This is a genomic window from Ornithinimicrobium pulveris, assembly GCF_050261105.1.
GTDB lineage: Bacteria > Actinomycetota > Actinomycetes > Actinomycetales > Dermatophilaceae > Ornithinicoccus.
Window position 1 is genome coordinate 1,816,444 of the sequence record NZ_CP189837.1, and the last position, 17,205, is coordinate 1,833,648.

Sequence of the window (17,205 nt, forward strand, 5' to 3'; positions counted from 1 at the left end):
TAGTCGTATCGTGGATGGGTGCCCACCACCCAGCCCCGACACCCGGCGCGCCACCCGGCGCAGGCGGTAACCACGGCGCGGGTCAACCAGGCCGAGGACCGCAGCCACCGGATGCGGACTTACCTGATCGCGATGGGCATCCGCACCGCCTCCTTCCCGATCGCGATCTGGGCCTTCCTCCACGATCACCCGATCATCGGTTGGATCTTCGTGATCATGGCCGTGATCATCCCCTCGTTCGCGGTCATGCTCGCCAACGCGGTCGACCACCGCGGCGAGAGCACGGGCCCGGTGTCCCCGGTCCAGCAGCTCGGCACCGGCCGCTCCCCCGAGCCGGCACCGTCCGAGCAGACCACTCCCGACCAGACCACTCCCGAGCAGCCCAACCTCGACCAGACCACTCCCGGTGACAGCGATCGCAGCGGGGCGGATCGGCATACGGGCGCCTCGGGCCACGCCAGCGAGACGATCACCGGCACGGTGGTCTCGCGGCGGGACACGGCATACGGGACCGGAGACGCCGACCGGGAGCAGCAGTGAGCGAGGGAGGCCTGGTCTGCAGCGCGAAGGCGTGCCGGTCGGTCGCCGAGCACGCGGTTGTATGGCGCAACCCCAGGCTGCACGACGCCGCTCGCCGCAAGGTGTGGCTGGCGTGCGAGGAGCACCGCGAGCACCTGCGCAACTTCGTGGACCTGCGCGGCTTCCTGATTGAGGTCATCCCGGCCGGCGAGCTCACCGAGGCGGACGGCTGAGTGTTCTCCGTTCTGCGGCGGCCGCGCTGGCTCGCCTATCTCGCGCTCGCCGTGCTCTTCGGGATCATCACCGCCAACCTCGGCCTCTGGCAGTGGCACCGGCACGAGGAGAAGGTGGAGCGCCGCGACCTGATCGAGCGCAACTACGACGCCGCGCCCGTGCCTGTGGGCGACGTGCTGAGCGGGCCCGGAGGCGAGTTGCCCGAGGGCGACCAGTGGCGTCGGGTCGAGGCCACGGGGACGTATGCCGTGGACGCGCAACATTGGGTGCGCAACCGCCCCCACCTGGGCGTGTACGGCTTCGAGATCGTGGTGCCCCTGGTGCTGGAGGACGGGACGGCGCTGACCGTCGATCGCGGGTGGGTGCGCAACGCGCCGGTGGCCGCCCAGTTGCCAGAGGTCCCGGATCCGCCGTCCGGTGAGGTCACGGTGACCGGCTGGCTGCGGCCGTCCGAGCAGGACCTGGGGAGGGACATGCCGGAGCAGCAACTGGCCTCGATCGACATCCCGCGGCTGTCCGCGGCGAGCGGTCTGGAGCTGCTGCCTGCGTACATCCTGCTGGAGTCCGAAGATCCTGCTCCGGCCGAGCGGCCCGAGGCGGCCGAGCCGCCGGACACCTTGCTGGGCTCGCACTTCGCGTACGCGATCCAGTGGTGGTTGACCGTGCCGGTGGGGCTCATCCTCGTGCTGGTGATGGCGCGCCAGATCGCGCGGGATGAGGCGGAGGAGTCGGGTGGTCGGGCTGTGGGTAGTGGTGCGGTGGGTAGTGGTCGGGTGGCGCGCGGTGCCGAGCCAGCCCAGCCCAAAGCCAAGAAGCCCAAGAAGGTCAGGATCTGGGACGAGGAAGACGCCTGACGCGCGCGTTCGGTGGCCGGTTTCGCTGACCTGAGGCGCGTTCGGTGGCCACTTTCACCGACCTGAGGCGCGTTCGGTGGCCGGTTTCGCTGACCTGAGGCGCGTTCGGTGGCCACTTTCACCGACCTGAGGCGCGTTCGGTGGCCGGTCTCGCCGACCTGACGCGCGTTCGGTCGGTGGGTGGGTCAGTGGCGGAACTGGGTGACGTGCAGGGCCTGGTAGAGGCCCTCGGACTCCAGCAGTTCCTCGTGCGTGCCGCGCTGGACGACCCGGCCGCGGTCGAGCACCAGGATCTGGTCGGCATCGCGCACGGTCGAGAGGCGGTGCGCGATCACGATCGAGGTCCGCCCCGCCAACGCCTCGTCCAGGGCCTGCTGCACGGCGGCCTCGGACTCGCTGTCCAGGTGCGCGGTCGCCTCGTCCAGGACGACGACTGCCGGTGACTTCAGCAGCAGCCGGGCGATCGCGAGCCGCTGCTTCTCGCCGCCGGACAACCGGTGGCCCCGGTCCCCCACCACCGTGTCCAGACCGTCCGGCAGACGCCGGACGAGGTCGGCGATCTGGGCGCCCTCAAGCGCCTCCCAGACCTCGTCCTCGGTCGCCTCCGGCCGGGCGTAGAGCAGGTTCGCGCGCACGCTGTCGTTGAACATGTGCGCCTCCTGCGTCACCACGCCGATGGTGTCGCGCAGCGACTCCAGGCTGGCCTCACGCAGGTCGACGCCACCGATCGAGATGCTCCCGGAGGTCGGGTCGTACAGCCGGGCGATCAGCGTGGTCAGCGTGGTCTTGCCCGCCCCGGACGGCCCGACGAGGGCCAGCATCGACCCCGCAGGTATGTCGACACTCACCTCCGAGAGCACGCTGTGGCCATCGAGGGTCTCGGCGTCCGGACGCTGGTCCAGGGAGGCGAGGGAGACCTCGTCGGCGGCGGGGTAGGCAAAGCTCACGTCATCGAGGCGGATGGGGACCGGGCCGCTGGGGATGTCGACCGGTCGCTCGGCCTCGCGGACCAGCGGCGACAGGTCGAGCACCTCGAAGAGCCGCTCGAAGGAGACCAGCGCGGTCATGATGTCGACCCGGACGTTCGACAGCGCCGTCAGCGGGGCGTAGAGGCGGGCGAGCAGCGCCGCCATGGCCACCAAGGTGCCGACCGTGAGCGAACCGGCAACCGCCATCAGACCACCCACGCCATAGACGAGGGCTGTCGCCAGCGAGGCGACGAGACCGAGCCCGGCCAGGAAGATCACCCGGTTGACCGCGATGGCCACACCCGCATCGCGCACGCCCCGGGCGGACACGGCATACTCCTCGTCCTCCTGGGCCGGCCGGCCGAAGAGGCGCACGAGCAGCGCTCCCCCGACGTTGAACCGCTCGGTCATGCGCGTCTGCATGGCCGCGTTGAGGTTCATCTGCTGCCGGGTGAGCGCGGACAGCCGCGGCCCCATCAGCCGTGCCGGGATGAGGAAGAGCGGCAGCAGCAAGAGCGCGAGCGCGGTGATCTGCCAGCTCATCGAGAACAGCGCGACCAGGATCAGCACGATCTGGACGACATTGCTGACCAGCCCGGACAGCACCGACGTGAACGCCGCCTGGGCCCCGATCACGTCATTGTTGAGTCGGCTGACCAGCGCGCCGGTCTGGGCGCGGGTGAAGAAGGCGATCGGCTGGCGGAGCACGTGCGCGAAGACCTCGCGGCGCAGGTTCAGGATCAGGCCTTCCCCGATCCGTGAGCTGATCCAGCGGATGAGGATGGTGAGGACGGTGTCCAGCACGGCCAGCACCGCCACGACGATGCCGAGGCGGATCACCACCTCGCGGACCTCGGGCACCACGCCGTCGTCGATGATCCGCTGCAGGAGCAGCGGCACCGCTGTCACGACGAGGCCCGACAGCACCGCCAAGATCAGGTAGCCGACCATGTCCGGCACGAACGGGCGGCCATAGCCCAGCACCCGTCGGGCGGTCTGGCGGCCCAGCTTGTGCGAGCGCACGTTCGGATCCTTGGAGAAGCTGCGGATCGAGCTCCCGCGTACGGCGCCGTGCATGCTCATCGGTCAGGCTCTCCTCAGGCGAGCGAGATCAGGTCTTCGTAGTCCCGGCCCCAGAGGTCCTCAACCCCATCGGGGAGCAGGAGCACCCGCTCGGGCTCAAGGGCCTGGACCGCTCCCTCGTCGTGGCTGACGAGGACGACCGCGCCCTCGTAGGAGCGCAGGGCGCTGAGGATCTCTTCCCGGGAGGCCGGGTCGAGGTTGTTGGTCGGCTCATCGAGGAGGAGGACGTTCGCTGCCGAGACCACCAGGGTGGCCAGCGCCAGCCGGGTCTTCTCCCCACCGGAGAGGACGGCTGCCTTCTTGTCCACGTCGTCGCCGCTGAAGAGGAAGGAGCCGAGGACCTTGCGGGTCTCGGTCTCATCCAGGTCGGGCGCGGCCGACTGCATGTTCTCCAGCACGCTGCGGTTCACATCGAGGGTCTCGTGCTCCTGGGCGTAGTAGCCGAGCTTGAGCCCGTGCCCCTCCTCGACCTCACCGGTGTCGGGGCTGTCGATCCCGGAGAGCAGGCGCAGCAGGGTCGTCTTGCCGGCCCCGTTGAGGCCGAGCACGACCACCTTGGAGCCTCGGTCGATCGCCAGGTCGACATCGGTGAAGATCTCCAGGCTGCCGTAGGACCGGGACAGCCCGTGGGCGCGCAGCGGTGTCTTGCCACAGGGCGCGGGCTTGGGGAAGCGCAGCTTGGCCACCTTGTCGCTCTGCCGCTCCCCCTCCAGCCCGGCGAGCATCCGCTCGGCGCGGCGGGCCATGTTCTGCGCGGCCACGGCCTTGCTCGCCTTGGCCCGCATCTTGTCGGCCTGGGCCAGCAGCGCGGAGGCCTTCTTCTCGGTGTTGGCGCGCTCGCGGTGTCGGCGGCGCTCGTCGGTCTCGCGCTGAGCCAGGTAGGCCTTCCACCCCATGTTGTAGACGTCGATCACCTGACGGTTGGCATCCAGGTAGAAGACGCGGTTGACCACGGTCTCCACCAGCTCCACGTCGTGGGAGATGATCACCAGCCCGCCGTCGTAGGAGCGCAGGTGCTCGCGCAGCCACACGATCGAGTCCGCATCGAGGTGGTTGGTGGGCTCATCGAGCAGCAGGGTCCGGGCCCCGGAGAACAGGATCCGCGCCAACTCGATCCGCCGGCGCTGACCCCCGGAGAGGGTATGCAGTGGCTGGGCCAGGACGCGTTCGGGCAGTCCGAGCGAGCTGGCGATGGAGGCCGCCTCGGACTCCGCGGCATACCCACCCCGGGAGGTGAACTGGGCCTCGAGGCGGCTGTAGCGCTCCATCGCACGCTCGCGCTGTTCGTCGGTCCCCGAGGCCATCGTCTCCTCGGCCCGACGCAGCCCGCGCACGACCTCATCCAGGCCGCGCGCGGACAGGATCCGGTCGCGCCCCAGCACCTCCAGATCGCCGGTGCGGGGATCCTGCGGGAGGTAACCGATCTCCCCGGTGCGGCTGATCTGCCCGGCTGCGGGTTCGCCATACCCGGCCAGGATCTTGGTCAGTGTCGTCTTGCCGGCACCGTTGCGCCCCACCAGACCGACCCGATCCCCCGGTGCCACGCGGAAGTTCACGTCGTCCATGAGCAGGCGTGAGCCCACGCGGATCTCGACGCCGGCAGCGGTGATCATCGGAAGGGCTCCTGTGGGGGGTGGTGCGACTCGCCCGCTTCGCAGGTCAACGCGTGCGCAGGTCAGGGCGGATGGTTAGTCTACGCGCTAGACGTCGATCACCCGACCGACGCGGATGTGAGTAAGGCGATGGTGGCAACATGACGTTCAGGGAGAACGCCAACATCAGCACGGGCCGGGCCCGGCGCGGTGGCGGCGGAGGCGGCGGGATGGCCGTCGGCGGCGGCATCGGCGCGCTCCTGCTCGCGCTCGTGATCATGCTCCTCGGCGGGGACCCGGGCCAGGTGCTCGGCGGCGGCCAGCAGCAGCAGAACCCGTCCAGCGCCGAGAACGTCGAGCTCTCCGAGTGTGACCGGGGCGCCGACGCCAACGAGGACGTGGACTGCCGGATGAAGGGCGGCATGGCCTCCCTCGAGCAGTACTGGAGCGAGGTCTACCCCAAGGCCCCGGCGCCCACCGCGATCCTCTTCCAGGGCAGCGTGTCCACCCAGTGCGGCAACGCCACCAGCCAGGTCGGGCCCTTCTACTGCCCGGTGGATCAGCAGATCTACCTCGACACCTCCTTCTTCGAGCAGCTCAAGAGCCAGCTCGGCGCCCAGGGCGGCAACCTCGGTGAGCTCTATGTCCTCGGCCACGAGTACGGCCACCACATCCAGCGCTACACCGGCGCGCTGAACGCCTCCCAGCAGGACCCCCGCGGCCCTGAGTCCGGCGCGGTCCGGGTCGAGCTGCAGGCCGACTGCTTCGCCGGCGCCTGGGTCGGCAACGCCGCCACGGGCGAGAACGCGCTCCTCGAGGAGCCCACCCAGGACGAGATCCGCTCGGCCCTGTCGGCCGCCGCGGCCGTCGGTGACGACTCCATCCAGGAGCGAATGCAGGGTCAGGTTCAGCCGCACACCTGGAGCCACGGCTCCTCCGAGCAGCGGATGGGCTGGTTCATGAAGGGCTACGAGTCCGGCGACGCCAACCAGTGCGACGTGCTCAACGCCAACAGTGTCGACGACTACTGATCGACGCCTAACCACATATAACGTGTGGGGCAGATCACCATAAGCGCGGGGAATGTCTCAGTGATGACGCGCAGTTGTCGCCCTCGTGCTTTCACGACTCCCCCGCATCTCGTTCGGGACCCAGGTGCTCATCGGCCTCGTCCTCGGTGTCGTCCTGGGCCTGGTGGCCCGCGCCACCGGGGCCAGCGCCGACAACCCCACCTGGCTCTCGGAGACCCTGTCCATCATCGGCTCCTCGTTCGTCACGCTGCTGCGCACGATCGTCCCGCCGCTCGTCTTCCTGGCGATCGTCTCCTCGATCGCCAACCTGCGTGAGGTCACCGGCGCCGCCCGCCTCGCCTGGAACACCCTGCTCTGGTTCGCCATCACGGCCCTGGCCTCGGTCGCCATCGGCCTGAGCGTCGGGTGGGTCATCGACCCCGCCCGCGGGGCCGGCGTGACCGCCGCCGACGCGGCTGAGCCGAGCCGCACCGGCTCCTGGCTGGACTTCCTCACCGGCATCATCCCCGCCAACATGCTCGGCCTCTCAGCCCGCAGCGGCGACGAAGGCGCGGTCTCGCTGTCCTTCAACGTCCTGCAGATCCTGGTGCTCGCGATCGCCATCGGCATCGCGGTGCTCAAGGTCGGCAAGGCGGCGGACCCGTTCCTGTCCTTCACCCGCTCCGCCCTGGCCGTGGTCCAGAAGGTGCTGTGGTGGATCATCCTGCTGGCGCCGCTGGCCACCGTCGGTCTGCTCGGCAACGCGGTCGTCTCCTACGGCTGGGAGACCATCGGCTCCCTCGGGCGCTTCACGGTCGCCGTCTACGTCGGCATGCTGCTGGTCGTCGGCGTCCTCTACCCGCTGATCCTGCGGCTCAACGGGCTGTCGATCCGCCAGTTCTTCTCCGGCGCCTGGCCGGCCATCCAGCTCGGCTTCGTCTCCCGCTCCTCGATCGGCACCATGCCGGTCACCCAGCGGGTCACCGAGCGCAACCTGGGTGTCCCCAGCGCCTACTCCTCCTTCGCCGTGCCGCTCGGCGCGACCACGAAGATGGACGGCTGCGCCGCCATCTACCCAGCGATCGCCGCGATCTTCGTCGCGCAGTTCTTCGGCGTCAGCCTGGGCATCACTGAGTACCTCCTGATCGCCTTCGTCGCGGTGATCGGCTCGGCGGCCACCGCTGGTGTCACCGGCGCGACCGTGATGCTCACCCTGACCCTGTCCACCCTGGGTCTGCCCCTGGAGGGCGTCGGCCTGCTCCTCGCCGTCGACCCGATCCTGGACATGGGCCGCACCGCCACCAACGTGGCCGGGCAGGCGCTCGTCCCGACGATCGTGGCCAAGCGCCAGGGGATCCTCGACCTGGACGCCTACAACGCCTCCCGCCGCGGCGAGCCCTGGCGTGAGGACGATGTCCTCACCGACGATGTGCGCGCCGATGACGAGTCCTTGGTCGGCGCGACCGCTGACTCTCGAGAGGGCGCTCCCGCCCGCCTCTGAGTCAGGCGTTCCACACCTCAACCCGCACCGCCGACCCGCGTCGGACCGTCTCATCCAGGACGGACCGGCGCGGGTCTGCCACATCCCAGAACTCCCGTCGAGGTATGCCGTGGAGCCGGCTCCGCGCACCCCTCGCCACCGCAGAGCTGCCCACTGCCCTACTCCCCACCGAGCTGCTCCCCACAGCGCTACTCCCCACCGCTTCGAGCACCTGGGCAGCCAGGCTACGGTCCCCGCCGAGCACCAGCCCGCCCACCGTGGCCCTCAGCTGCTCCTCCCCCTCGGCCAGCACCCGCACCGCGTGAGCGACGACCGCCTCGACCAGCGCGTCCGCCTGGTTGGCCCGGCGTCGGGCGTACCGCTGCTGGCTCCACCCGCCCGCGGCCGTCCGTGACTGCACGTGCCTGGTTCCGACCTTGTGCGCGAGCAAGCGGACGTCGCGTGAGGTGACAGCCACGGCATACCCTCCTCGGCGGACCAGCACCACGAAGAGTGGCGGCGGGCAGGCCCACTCCCCCGTGAGCCAACCACCCTGCTCCAGGGCGTCCTCCTCCCGGGCGTCCCACCATCCGGTGAGCCGCGCCCAGGAACCGTCGGCGGCGGTGAGCAGGTACGACGACGGGGACGTCCCGCGGTCGATCGACCGGGTGACGTCCCCGTGCGAGCTGGTGAAGCGCTCGATCCAGCCGGCGAGACGCTCGGGGGCGACCTCCCCCGTCCGGACGGCGCTCATGCCTGTGGTTGCGACCGCTCCGGCCGGCTCAGACGTTGAAGCCGAGGGCGCGAAGCTGCTCGCGGCCGTCCTCGGTGATCTTGTCCGGGCCCCACGGCGGCATCCAGACCCAGTTGATCCGGTGGCTGGCCACCAGACCCTCCAGGCTCTGAGCGATCTGGTCCTCGATGACATCGGTCAGCGGGCAGGCGGCGCTGGTCAGCGTCATGTCGATGACGGTGTGCGCCTGGGCATCGACGGTCACGCCGTAGACGAGGCCGAGGTCGACGACATTGATCCCGAGCTCGGGGTCGACGACATCGCGCAGCGCCTCCTCGACATCCGCGACATTGGGCGGGGTGGTCTGGGTCATGGTGATCCTCCTAGGTGCCAGGGTAGGCCAGGGGTCTGGTGGTCAGCGCTCGCCGGTGCTGGCGGCGGAGATGTCGACGCCCGCGCGGGCGAGGGCGTCCAGGTAGGCGGTCCAGGGCAGGAGCGCGCACTTGACCCGGGCGGGATAGCGGGCGACGCCGGCGAAGGCGACGCCATCCCCGATCAGCTCCGGGTCGCCGGGATCGGTGCCCTTGCTGGTCAGCATCGCGCGGACGCCCTGGTAGGTCGCGAGCGTCTCGGCGACCGGGCGGCCGTGTGACTCCTCGGCCAGGACCGAGGCGGCGGCGACGGAGATCGAGCAGCCGAGCGCGTCGTAGGACACGTCGCGCAGCACGGGCGCGCCGTCTTCGTCCACGATGTGCACCCGCAGGCTGATCTCGTCGCCGCAGGTCGGGTTCACGTGGTTCACCTCGACGTCATAGGGCTCGCGCAGCCCCGCGTGCTGGGGGCGCTTGGCGTGATCGAGGATGAGCTCGCCGTAGAGATCCATCAGGCGCTCTCCCCCAACCCGAAGATCTGCGGCACCCGGTCCAGGGCGGTCGCGAAGGCGTCAATCTCCTCGTGGGTGGTGTAGATCGCAAAACTGGCCCGCGTGGAGGCGGGCACGCGCAGTCGCCGGTGCAGCGGCCAGGCGCAGTGGTGTCCGGTGCGCACGGCGATCCCAGAGTCGTCAAGCACCTGCCCGACATCGTGCGGGTGAGCGCCGTCGACCACGAAGGCGACGCAGCCGACGCGGTCGGCCAGGGCGTCGAGGCCGGGCCCGAGGACCCGCACCCAGGGGCGCTGCTCCAACAACTCCAGGGTATGCCGTGCCAGCTCCTGGTCGTGGGCGTGCGCCCGGTCCAGGCCCAGGTCCATGAGGTACTCCAGGGCGGCGGCCAGGCCCACGGCCTGGGCGGCCATCGGCACCCCCGCCTCGAACTTGGCCGGCGGCGGGGCCCAGGTGGAGCCCTCCATCCGGACGATCTCGATCATCGAGCCACCGGTGAGGAAGGGCGGCAAGGCCTCGAGCAGCCCGCGCCGGGCCCACAGCACCCCGACCCCGGAGGGGCCGAGGGTCTTGTGCCCGGTGAAGACGAGGGCGTCCACGCCGGAATCCGCGGCGGTCAGGTGGGTGATGTCCAGGTGCGGCGCGGACTGGCAGGCGTCCACGATCACGAGCGCGCCGGCAGCCCGGGCTGCGGTGATGACCGGGGACTGCGGGCTCAGGTCGTTGAGGGTGCCGAGCACGTTGGAGACGTGGGTCAGCGCGACCACCTTGGTGCGCTCCCCGATCACCTCCGCCGGGTCGGTGAGGTAGCCCTCGTCGGTGACGCCGATCCAGCGCAGGCTCGCGCCCGTGCGCCGACACAACTCCTGCCAGGGCACCAGGTTGGCGTGGTGCTCCATCTCGGTGACGACGATCTCGTCACCGGGACCGAGGCGCAGGCGTTGCGCCCAGGCCTCGTCGGCGCCCGCCAAGGCGCCGGGAGCGCTGGCATTGGAGAAGCCGTACGCCAGCAGGTTCAGACCCTCGGTGCCGTTCTTGGTGAAGACGACCTCCCCGGCGTCGGCACCGAGGAAGCGGGCGACCGTCTCCCGGGCACCCTCGAAGGCCTCGGTGGCCTCCTCCGCGAGCTGGTGGGCACCGCGGTGCACGGCTGCATTGTGCCGCTCGTAGAACTCCCGCTCGGCATCCAGCACCACCGTGGGCTTCTGGCTGGTCGCCCCGGAGTCCAGGTAGACGAGCGGCCGACCGTCGCGCACGGTGCGCGCGAGCAGCGGGAAGTCCGCCCGCACCCGGGCGAGCTCGGCCGCGGTCTGGCCACTCGTCATACCTGCGACTCCTTGCGGTGGTGAGTAGGGATCGACTGGACTCGTCGCGCTCAGACCGAGGCGGTCAGGAAGCGGTCGTAGCCCTCGGCCTCGAGGCGCTCGGCGAGCTCGGGACCACCGGACTCGGCCACCCGGCCGGCCACGAAGACGTGCACGTGGTCGGGCTTGATGTAGCGCAGGATCCGGGTGTAGTGGGTGATCAGCATGACGCCGAGGCCGGTGTTCTCCCGGATCCGGTTGACGCCGTCGGAGACCACCTTGAGCGCGTCGATGTCCAGGCCGGAGTCGGTCTCGTCCAGGATCGCGATCTTGGGCTGGAGCAGCTCCATCTGGAGGATCTCGTGGCGCTTCTTCTCACCACCGGAGAAGCCCTCGTTGACATTGCGCTCGGCGAAGGAGGAATCCATCCGCAGCGCCTCCATGGCGCCCTTGACGTCCTTGACCCAGTGGCGCAGCTTGGGGGCCTCGCCGTCGATCGCGGTCTTGGCGGTGCGCAGGAAGTTGGACACGGTCACGCCGGGCACCTCGACGGGGTACTGCATGGCCAGGAACAGACCGGCCTGGGCGCGCTCGTCGACGTCCATCTCCAGCACGTCCTCGCCGTCCAGCAGGATCTGGCCGTCGGTGACGGTGTACTTGGGGTGGCCGGCCACGGCGTAGGCGAGGGTGGACTTGCCGGAGCCGTTGGGGCCCATGATGGCGTGGGTCTCACCGGAGTTGATCGTCAGGTTGACGCCGCGCAGGATCTCCTTGGCGGTGTCGTCGGTCTCGACACTGACGTGCAGGTTCTTGATCTCGAGGGTGGTCATGGTGCTCCTTCTCGTGAAGCAGGGGGGCTTGATTCGGTATGGGGTGTGGACGCCTGGGCGCGAGCGTGTCAGTCCGCGAGGGTGACGTAGACGGATCCGTCCTCGTCGACCTCGAGGGTGTGCACCGCGACCGGCTGGGTCGCGGGGAGCTGCTTGGGCTCCCCGGTGGTCATGTCGAACTGCGAGCCGTGCAGCCAGCACTCGATCCGGTCGCCCTCGATCTCGCCCTCGGCGAGCGAGACGTTGGCGTGCGTGCAGGTGTCGTCGAAGGCATGGAGCTGACCCGAGGAGTCACGCGCGATGGTCACCCGGCGCCCACCGATGTCGGCGACAACGGCGCCGGCACCGGTGGGCAGCTCGGACTCCGCGCAGACGCGGACGGGTTCGCTCATGCCTCGTGGGACGCGGTGCGCTCGGCGTTGGTGCGGGCGTCGCTGTCGTCGGCGCTCTCGTCGGCGCTCTCGTCGGACCCGACCAGGCTCGAGGTGAGCTCGAGCTCGGCCTCGATGGCGGCCATGATGGTCTCGACGACCTCGGGCACACCGATCTTGGCGACGATGTCGGCGAAGAAGCCGCGGACGACCAGGCGACGGGCGTCCTCCTCGGTGATGCCGCGGGACATCAGGTAGAAGAGCTGCTCGTCGTCGAAGCGACCGGTCGAGCTGGCGTGACCGGCGCCGGCGATGTCGCCGGTCTCGATCTCCAGGTTCGGCACCGAGTCGGCGCGGGCGCCGTCGGTCAGGACCAGGTTGCGGTTCAGCTCGTAGGTCTCGATGCCCTCGGCCTCCTTGCGGATGAGGACGTCGCCGACCCAGACGGTGCGCGCGGTCTCACCCTGCAGGGCGCCCTTATAGGTGACCAGCGACTCGCAGCGCGGGGCGTTGTGGTCGACGAACGAGCGGTGCTCCAGGTGCTGGCCGGAATCGGCGAAGTAGACGCCGAGCAGGGTGGCGTCCCCGCCGGGACCGGCATAGCGCACGTTGGAGTTGAGCCGAACGATGCCGCCGCCGAGGGTGACCACGATGTGCTTGTAGGTCGCGTCGCGACCCACTACGGCCTCGTGCTGACCGAGGTGCACGGCGTCGTCGTCCCAGCGCTGCAGGCTGACCACGGTCAGGTCTGCGCCGTCACCGACGATCACCTCGAGGTTGCCGGTGTGGTCGCTGCTGCCGACGTGGTCGAGGATGAACAGCGCCTTGGAGTGGGCGCCGGCCTCGACGACATAGTGCGCGTTGGAGCGCTTTCCGGCCGCCAGCCCGGTGACGGTCTCGCGCAGCGGCGCGTCGTAGACGGCCTCGGCGGGGATCTTCACGTGCAGGGCGTGCTCGGTGTTCTTGGTCGCGACGGCCGCGGCGCGGTCCTCGGGGACCAGCACGGTGCCGCGCGGGGCCTGGCCGGGCGCCAGGGTGGGCAGCGCGAGCTGCTCATCCGGCATGTCCAGCTGGTAGTCGGCAGCCTCGCGGCCATCCTCGAGCACGTCGGTCGGGGCGTCCGAGAGGACATTGCCGAGGCGGTCGATCGGGGTGAAGCGCCACTCCTCCTCGCGGCCGGTGGGCTCGGGGAAGTCCGCGACCTCGAAGGACCGGGTGCGCGCGGCCCGCGACTCGTCCGGGATCCGGTGGTCCCCGCCGATCTGGGCCTGCGGGTCGCTATGGGTCTTGTCGTCGTCAATCAGCAGCGACATCAGCCGACTGCTCCTTCCATCTGCAGCTCGATGAGGCGGTTCAGCTCGAGGGCGTACTCCATGGGCAGCTCACGCGCGATGGGCTCGACGAACCCGCGCACGATCATCGCCATGGCCTCGGTCTCGGACAGGCCTCGGGACATCAGGTAGAACATCTGGTCCTCGGACACCTTGGAGACGGTTGCCTCGTGGCCCATCTGCACGTCGTCCTCGCGGACGTCGACGTAGGGGTAGGTGTCGGATCGGGAGATCTGGTCCACCAGCAGGGCGTCACAGACCACCGAGGATTTGCTGCCGTGCGCACCCTCGAGGATCTGGACCAGCCCGCGGTAGGACGCCCGGCCACCACCGCGCGCGACCGACTTGGAGACGATCGTGCTGGAGGTGTGCGGGGCGGCGTGCACCATCTTGGAACCCGCGTCCTGGTGCTGGCCCTCGCCGGCGAAGGCGACGGACAGGGTCTCGCCCTTGGCGTGCTCGCCCAGGAGGAAGACGGCCGGGTACTTCATGGTGACCTTGGAGCCGATGTTGCCGTCGATCCACTCCATGGTCGCGCCGGCGTCGCAGGTCGCGCGCTTGGTGACCAGGTTGTAGACGTTGTTCGACCAGTTCTGGATCGTGGTGTAGCGGACGCGGGCGTCCTTCTTCACGATGATCTCCACGACCGCGGAGTGCAGCGAGTCGGTCTTGTAGATCGGCGCGGTGCAGCCTTCCACGTAGTGCACCGACGAGCCCTCGTCGGCGATGATCAGGGTCCGCTCGAACTGGCCCATGTTCTCGGTGTTGATCCGGAAGTAGGCCTGCAGCGGGATCTCGACGTGGACCCCCTTGGGCACGTAGATGAACGAGCCACCCGACCAGACCGCGGTGTTGAGGGCCGAGAACTTGTTGTCCCCGGCCGGGATGACCGAGCCGAAGTACTCCCGGAAGAGCTCCTCGTGCTCACGTAGGCCGGTGTCGGTGTCGACGAAGATGACGCCCTGCTCCTCCAGGTCCTCGCGGATCTGGTGGTAGACGACCTCGGACTCGTACTGCGCGGCGACACCGGCGACGAGACGCTGCTTCTCGGCCTCGGGGATGCCGAGCCGGTCATAGGTGTTCTTGATGTCCTCGGGCAGGTCCTCCCAGCTGGTGGCCTGCTTCTCGGTGGACTTCACGAAGTACTTGATGTTGTCGAAGTCGATGTCCGACAGGTCGCTGCCCCAGTGCGGCATCGGCTTCTTGTCGAACAGGCGCAGCGCCTTGAGCCGCTGCTCAAGCATCCAGGCCGGCTCGTCCTTCCTGCCGGAGATGTCGCGAACGACCTCCTCGGACAGGCCACGTCGCGCGGACGCACCGGCGTCGTCGCGGTCAGCCCAGCCATATTCGTACTTGCCCAGGTCCTTCAGACCCGGGTTGAGCTCCTCGATGTTGGTGCTCATGTCACGTCCTCTCATGCATCGGCAGGGGATTGAGGTTCGGTAGGTGGTGCAGGATGAAGTTCAGGGGTGGGGTAGGTGCTGGTGGGGCTCAGAGTTGCTCGTCGCTTCCCTCGCTAGGGCCCTCTCGCGGGATGACATAGGGGCGCGCCTTAGCCCGCTCCTCCTCACTCGGCGGTCCGCTGCCCAGCGCACCGGTCGGGACGAAGGTGGTGCACACGTGCTCGCCGCCGGCCAAGGTGGCCAGCCGTTGGACGTGCACACCCAGGATCCGTGACAGCGCATCGGTCTCCGCGTCGCAGAAGTGCCGGAACTCCGAGGCGACCGAGCGCACCGGGCAGTGGCCCTGACACAGCTGGATCCCAGCCAGGCCGGTGCCCTGACCGACCGGGCGAGCGGTCGCGGCATACCCCTCCTCGGACAGGGCCGCAGCCAGGGACGCGGCCCGCGCGTCGAGGTCCTCGGGGTCGGCGCCCTGCTCGTCAAGGTGCCGGTCAACGGCGGTGGTGAGCCGCTGCTCGAGCTCGGCGATCTGGTGCTCGGCAAAGTCCTCGACGGCCCCTTCGCCCGCCTGATCGGCAAGGAAGTGCAGGGCAGCGGTGGCCACATCGTCGTAGGACGTGCGGTACTGATCCTGGCCGAGAGGAGTGAGCACATAGGCCCGCGCCGGACGGCCCCGACCACGCTTGCCGACCGGTCCTTCGTGCTCGGCGATCAGGCCGCCCTCCTCGAGGGCGTCCAGGTGACGTCGGACAGCCGCGGCCGTCAGGCCGAGATCCTTGGCCAGGGCGCTGGCGGTGACCGGACCCTGCTCCCCCACGGCGAGGCGAACACGGTCCCGGGTCCGGGACTCCGCATGCACCTCCGCCAAATTCACCATCCCATTGTCACCTATTTCGCGCCCAGGGTCCAAGGCAGGGTCCCCTCACCTGAGGATCAGGGGCGCGACCTACACTCACCCGTCGTGACCACCCCGCCTGCCCTGTCGATGACGGGGGTGACCCGACGCTTCGGCCAGACCGAGGCGCTGCGCGGCCTGACCTGGGACGCGCAGGTGGGTGAGGTCACCTGCGTCCTCGGCCCCAACGGTGCCGGCAAGACGACCGCGATGGAGATCGCCACGGGCCTGCAGCACGCCGACCACGGCGAGGTGCGGGTGCTCGGTCGCGACCCGTGGGGAGCTCCGGCAGAGCACCGGGCCCGCGTGGGTGTGATGCTCCAGGACGGCGGGCTGCCCCAGTCGGTGCGACCTGGTCCGTTGCTGCGCCATCTCTCACGCTTCTGGTCCGACCCCGCCGACGTCGAGCAGTTGATGACCCGGCTCGACATCCCTGCCTTCGACCGCACCACCATCCGTCGCCTGTCCGGCGGTCAGCGCCAGCGCGTCGCGCTCGCTGCCGCACTGGTCGGGCGACCTGACGTGGTCTTCCTCGATGAGCCCACGGCTGGCCTCGACCCGCACGCCCGCCGGGATGTACACGCGCTGATCCGTTCCACCGCGGACGACGGTGCAGCGATGATCGTCACCACCCACTCCTTCGATGAGGCCGAGCGACTGGCCGACCGGGTCGTCGTGATCGTGGCTGGCCGGGTGGCAGCGGCCGGGACGGTGACCGAGGTCGCCGGGGAGCGCAGCCTGGAGGAGACCTACTTCGCGCTCGCCGAGGAGGGCCCCGCGTGAGTCACGCCTCCTTCGGGTCCTCGAACCCTCCCCGCACGCCCGCCTCCCGGTCCTCGAACCCTCCCAGCACGCCCGCCTCCCCCGCCCGTCGCATCCTCGCCCAGGCTCGCTTCGAGACGGCGGGTCTCCTGCGCCACGGCGAGCAGCTCATCGTCTCGCTGGTGCTACCACTCATCGCCCTCGTGGGTCTGGCCCTGGTCCCATATCCGGACCTCGCCGTCGGGCCCTGGGCCGGCGCTGAGCGGATCGACGTGCTCACACCCGGGGTCCTGGCACTCGCAGTGTTGTCCACCGCCTTCACAGGCCAGGCCATCCTGCTCGGCTTTGAACGCCGGTGGGGGGTGCTGCGCCTGCTGGGCACCACTCCTCTGGGACGGGGCGGGTTGCTCCTGGCCAAAGGCCTGTCGGTGCTCGCGGTCGTCGCGGTCCAGCTCGTGGTGATCGGCGCGGTGGCCGCCGTGCTCGGCTGGCGTCCCTCCCTCTTCGGTATCGCCCCGGCCCTGATCGCGATCGTGCTAGGGGCGTGGGCCTTCGCCTCACTCGCCGCCTGTCTCGGCGGGTCCCTGCGAGCTGAAGCAGTGCTCGCGCTGGCGAACCTGGTCTGGGTGCTGCTCGCTGCGGGTGGCGGTGTCCTGCTCGCCGCGCACACCTTCCCAGCTCCCCTCGACACGGTGGTCCAGCTGCTGCCTTCGGCCGCCCTGGGAGACGCCCTCCGCACCGCGTTGGTGCTGGGCGAGGTCGCCTGGGTCCCCCTCCTGGTGCTTCTCGTCTGGGGGGTTCTGGCCGCTGCTCTCGCGCGCCGACTCCTGCGCTGGTCCGACTGACGCCCTCGGCGGACGGCCACTCTTCCCCCCAGACCCGTGCCAAACCCGGGCATTCACAGGCGAAACGCCGGGTGCTGCCCAGCCAACCCGTGCCATACCGGGGCACTC

General features: G+C 69.9%; 18 protein-coding genes. 7 read left to right on the top strand and 11 right to left on the bottom strand.

The features are described 5' to 3' along the window. Window positions 1–18: 18 nt before the first annotated feature. Genes ACQBAT_RS08475 through ACQBAT_RS08485 form a run of 3 tightly spaced genes read left to right on the top strand, consistent with a single transcriptional unit; the run spans window position 19 to window position 1,607 of the window. Window positions 19–540 carry a DUF3099 domain-containing protein gene (locus ACQBAT_RS08475; protein WP_420747476.1) on the top strand — a complete coding sequence of 174 codons (522 nt, stop codon included), beginning with the start codon at window positions 19–21 and terminating at the stop codon, window positions 538–540. Then, window positions 537–752 (top strand): hypothetical protein, encoded by a 216-nt coding sequence (locus tag ACQBAT_RS08480; protein ID WP_420747477.1) that lies wholly within the window; start codon window positions 537–539, stop codon window positions 750–752. Before ACQBAT_RS08475 ends, ACQBAT_RS08480 begins: the two co-directional genes overlap by 4 nt. Continuing rightward, entirely contained in the window at window positions 753–1,607 is an 855-nt protein-coding gene (locus ACQBAT_RS08485; protein WP_420747478.1) for an SURF1 family cytochrome oxidase biogenesis protein, read from the top strand. It begins immediately after the preceding gene. Between the two features lie 185 nt (window positions 1,608–1,792). On the opposite strand, the gene ACQBAT_RS08490 is transcribed toward ACQBAT_RS08485, so the two are convergent. Together ACQBAT_RS08490 and ACQBAT_RS08495 are read right to left on the bottom strand one after the other, a co-directional pair. Continuing rightward, on the bottom strand, window positions 1,793–3,658 hold the full coding sequence (locus tag ACQBAT_RS08490) for an ABC transporter ATP-binding protein (protein WP_420747479.1): 1,866 nt from the start codon (window positions 3,656–3,658) through the stop codon (window positions 1,793–1,795). A gap of 14 nt (window positions 3,659–3,672) precedes the next feature. Beyond that, complete coding sequence (locus ACQBAT_RS08495; RefSeq protein ID WP_420747480.1) at window positions 3,673–5,271, bottom strand: ABC-F family ATP-binding cassette domain-containing protein; 1,599 nt, start codon at window positions 5,269–5,271, stop codon at window positions 3,673–3,675. A gap of 140 nt (window positions 5,272–5,411) precedes the next feature. Here ACQBAT_RS08495 and ypfJ point away from each other — a divergent pair, with 140 nt between their 5' ends. Together ypfJ and ACQBAT_RS08505 are read left to right on the top strand one after the other, a co-directional pair. Beyond that, window positions 5,412–6,281 (top strand): KPN_02809 family neutral zinc metallopeptidase, encoded by an 870-nt coding sequence (gene ypfJ / locus ACQBAT_RS08500; protein WP_420747481.1) that lies wholly within the window; start codon window positions 5,412–5,414, stop codon window positions 6,279–6,281. Between the two features lie 85 nt (window positions 6,282–6,366). After that, entirely contained in the window at window positions 6,367–7,761 is a 1,395-nt protein-coding gene (locus ACQBAT_RS08505; RefSeq protein ID WP_420747482.1) for a dicarboxylate/amino acid:cation symporter, read from the top strand. Window position 7,762: 1 nt separating this feature from the next. Here ACQBAT_RS08505 and ACQBAT_RS08510 read toward each other — a convergent pair whose 3' ends face one another. From ACQBAT_RS08510 to ACQBAT_RS08550, 9 genes are all read right to left on the bottom strand, one after another. Continuing rightward, window positions 7,763–8,494 (bottom strand): acVLRF1 family peptidyl-tRNA hydrolase, encoded by a 732-nt coding sequence (locus ACQBAT_RS08510; RefSeq protein WP_420747483.1) that lies wholly within the window; start codon window positions 8,492–8,494, stop codon window positions 7,763–7,765. A gap of 28 nt (window positions 8,495–8,522) precedes the next feature. Next, a complete protein-coding gene (locus ACQBAT_RS08515; RefSeq protein WP_420747484.1) occupies window positions 8,523–8,846 on the bottom strand; it encodes a metal-sulfur cluster assembly factor in 324 nt (107 codons plus the stop codon). A 42-nt stretch (window positions 8,847–8,888) separates the two neighbouring features. Continuing rightward, window positions 8,889–9,356: a Fe-S cluster assembly sulfur transfer protein SufU gene (sufU, locus tag ACQBAT_RS08520; protein WP_420747485.1), complete on the bottom strand. Its 468-nt coding sequence runs from the start codon at window positions 9,354–9,356 to the stop codon at window positions 8,889–8,891. Further along, window positions 9,356–10,681 (bottom strand): SufS family cysteine desulfurase, encoded by a 1,326-nt coding sequence (locus ACQBAT_RS08525; protein WP_420747486.1) that lies wholly within the window; start codon window positions 10,679–10,681, stop codon window positions 9,356–9,358. Before ACQBAT_RS08525 ends, sufU begins: the two co-directional genes overlap by 1 nt. Before the next feature lie 50 nt (window positions 10,682–10,731). After that, on the bottom strand, window positions 10,732–11,490 hold the full coding sequence (sufC, locus tag ACQBAT_RS08530; protein WP_420747487.1) for a Fe-S cluster assembly ATPase SufC: 759 nt from the start codon (window positions 11,488–11,490) through the stop codon (window positions 10,732–10,734). Window positions 11,491–11,558: 68 nt separating this feature from the next. After that, window positions 11,559–11,882: a non-heme iron oxygenase ferredoxin subunit gene (locus ACQBAT_RS08535; protein WP_420747488.1), complete on the bottom strand. Its 324-nt coding sequence runs from the start codon at window positions 11,880–11,882 to the stop codon at window positions 11,559–11,561. After that, window positions 11,879–13,174 (bottom strand): Fe-S cluster assembly protein SufD, encoded by a 1,296-nt coding sequence (gene sufD, locus ACQBAT_RS08540; RefSeq protein ID WP_420747489.1) that lies wholly within the window; start codon window positions 13,172–13,174, stop codon window positions 11,879–11,881. Before sufD ends, ACQBAT_RS08535 begins: the two co-directional genes overlap by 4 nt. After that, window positions 13,174–14,610, bottom strand: a complete 1,437-nt coding sequence (gene sufB / locus ACQBAT_RS08545; protein ID WP_420747490.1) for a Fe-S cluster assembly protein SufB — start codon at window positions 14,608–14,610, stop codon at window positions 13,174–13,176. Before sufB ends, sufD begins: the two co-directional genes overlap by 1 nt. Before the next feature lie 73 nt (window positions 14,611–14,683). Further along, entirely contained in the window at window positions 14,684–15,472 is a 789-nt protein-coding gene (locus tag ACQBAT_RS08550; RefSeq protein WP_420747491.1) for a helix-turn-helix transcriptional regulator, read from the bottom strand. Between the two features lie 108 nt (window positions 15,473–15,580). On the opposite strand from ACQBAT_RS08550, the gene ACQBAT_RS08555 reads away from it, so the two are divergent. After that, window positions 15,581–16,273: an ABC transporter ATP-binding protein gene (locus ACQBAT_RS08555; RefSeq protein ID WP_420747600.1), complete on the top strand. Its 693-nt coding sequence runs from the start codon at window positions 15,581–15,583 to the stop codon at window positions 16,271–16,273. Continuing rightward, entirely contained in the window at window positions 16,270–17,097 is an 828-nt protein-coding gene (locus tag ACQBAT_RS08560) for an ABC transporter permease (RefSeq protein ID WP_420747492.1), read from the top strand. Before ACQBAT_RS08555 ends, ACQBAT_RS08560 begins: the two co-directional genes overlap by 4 nt. Window positions 17,098–17,205 lie beyond the last annotated feature (108 nt).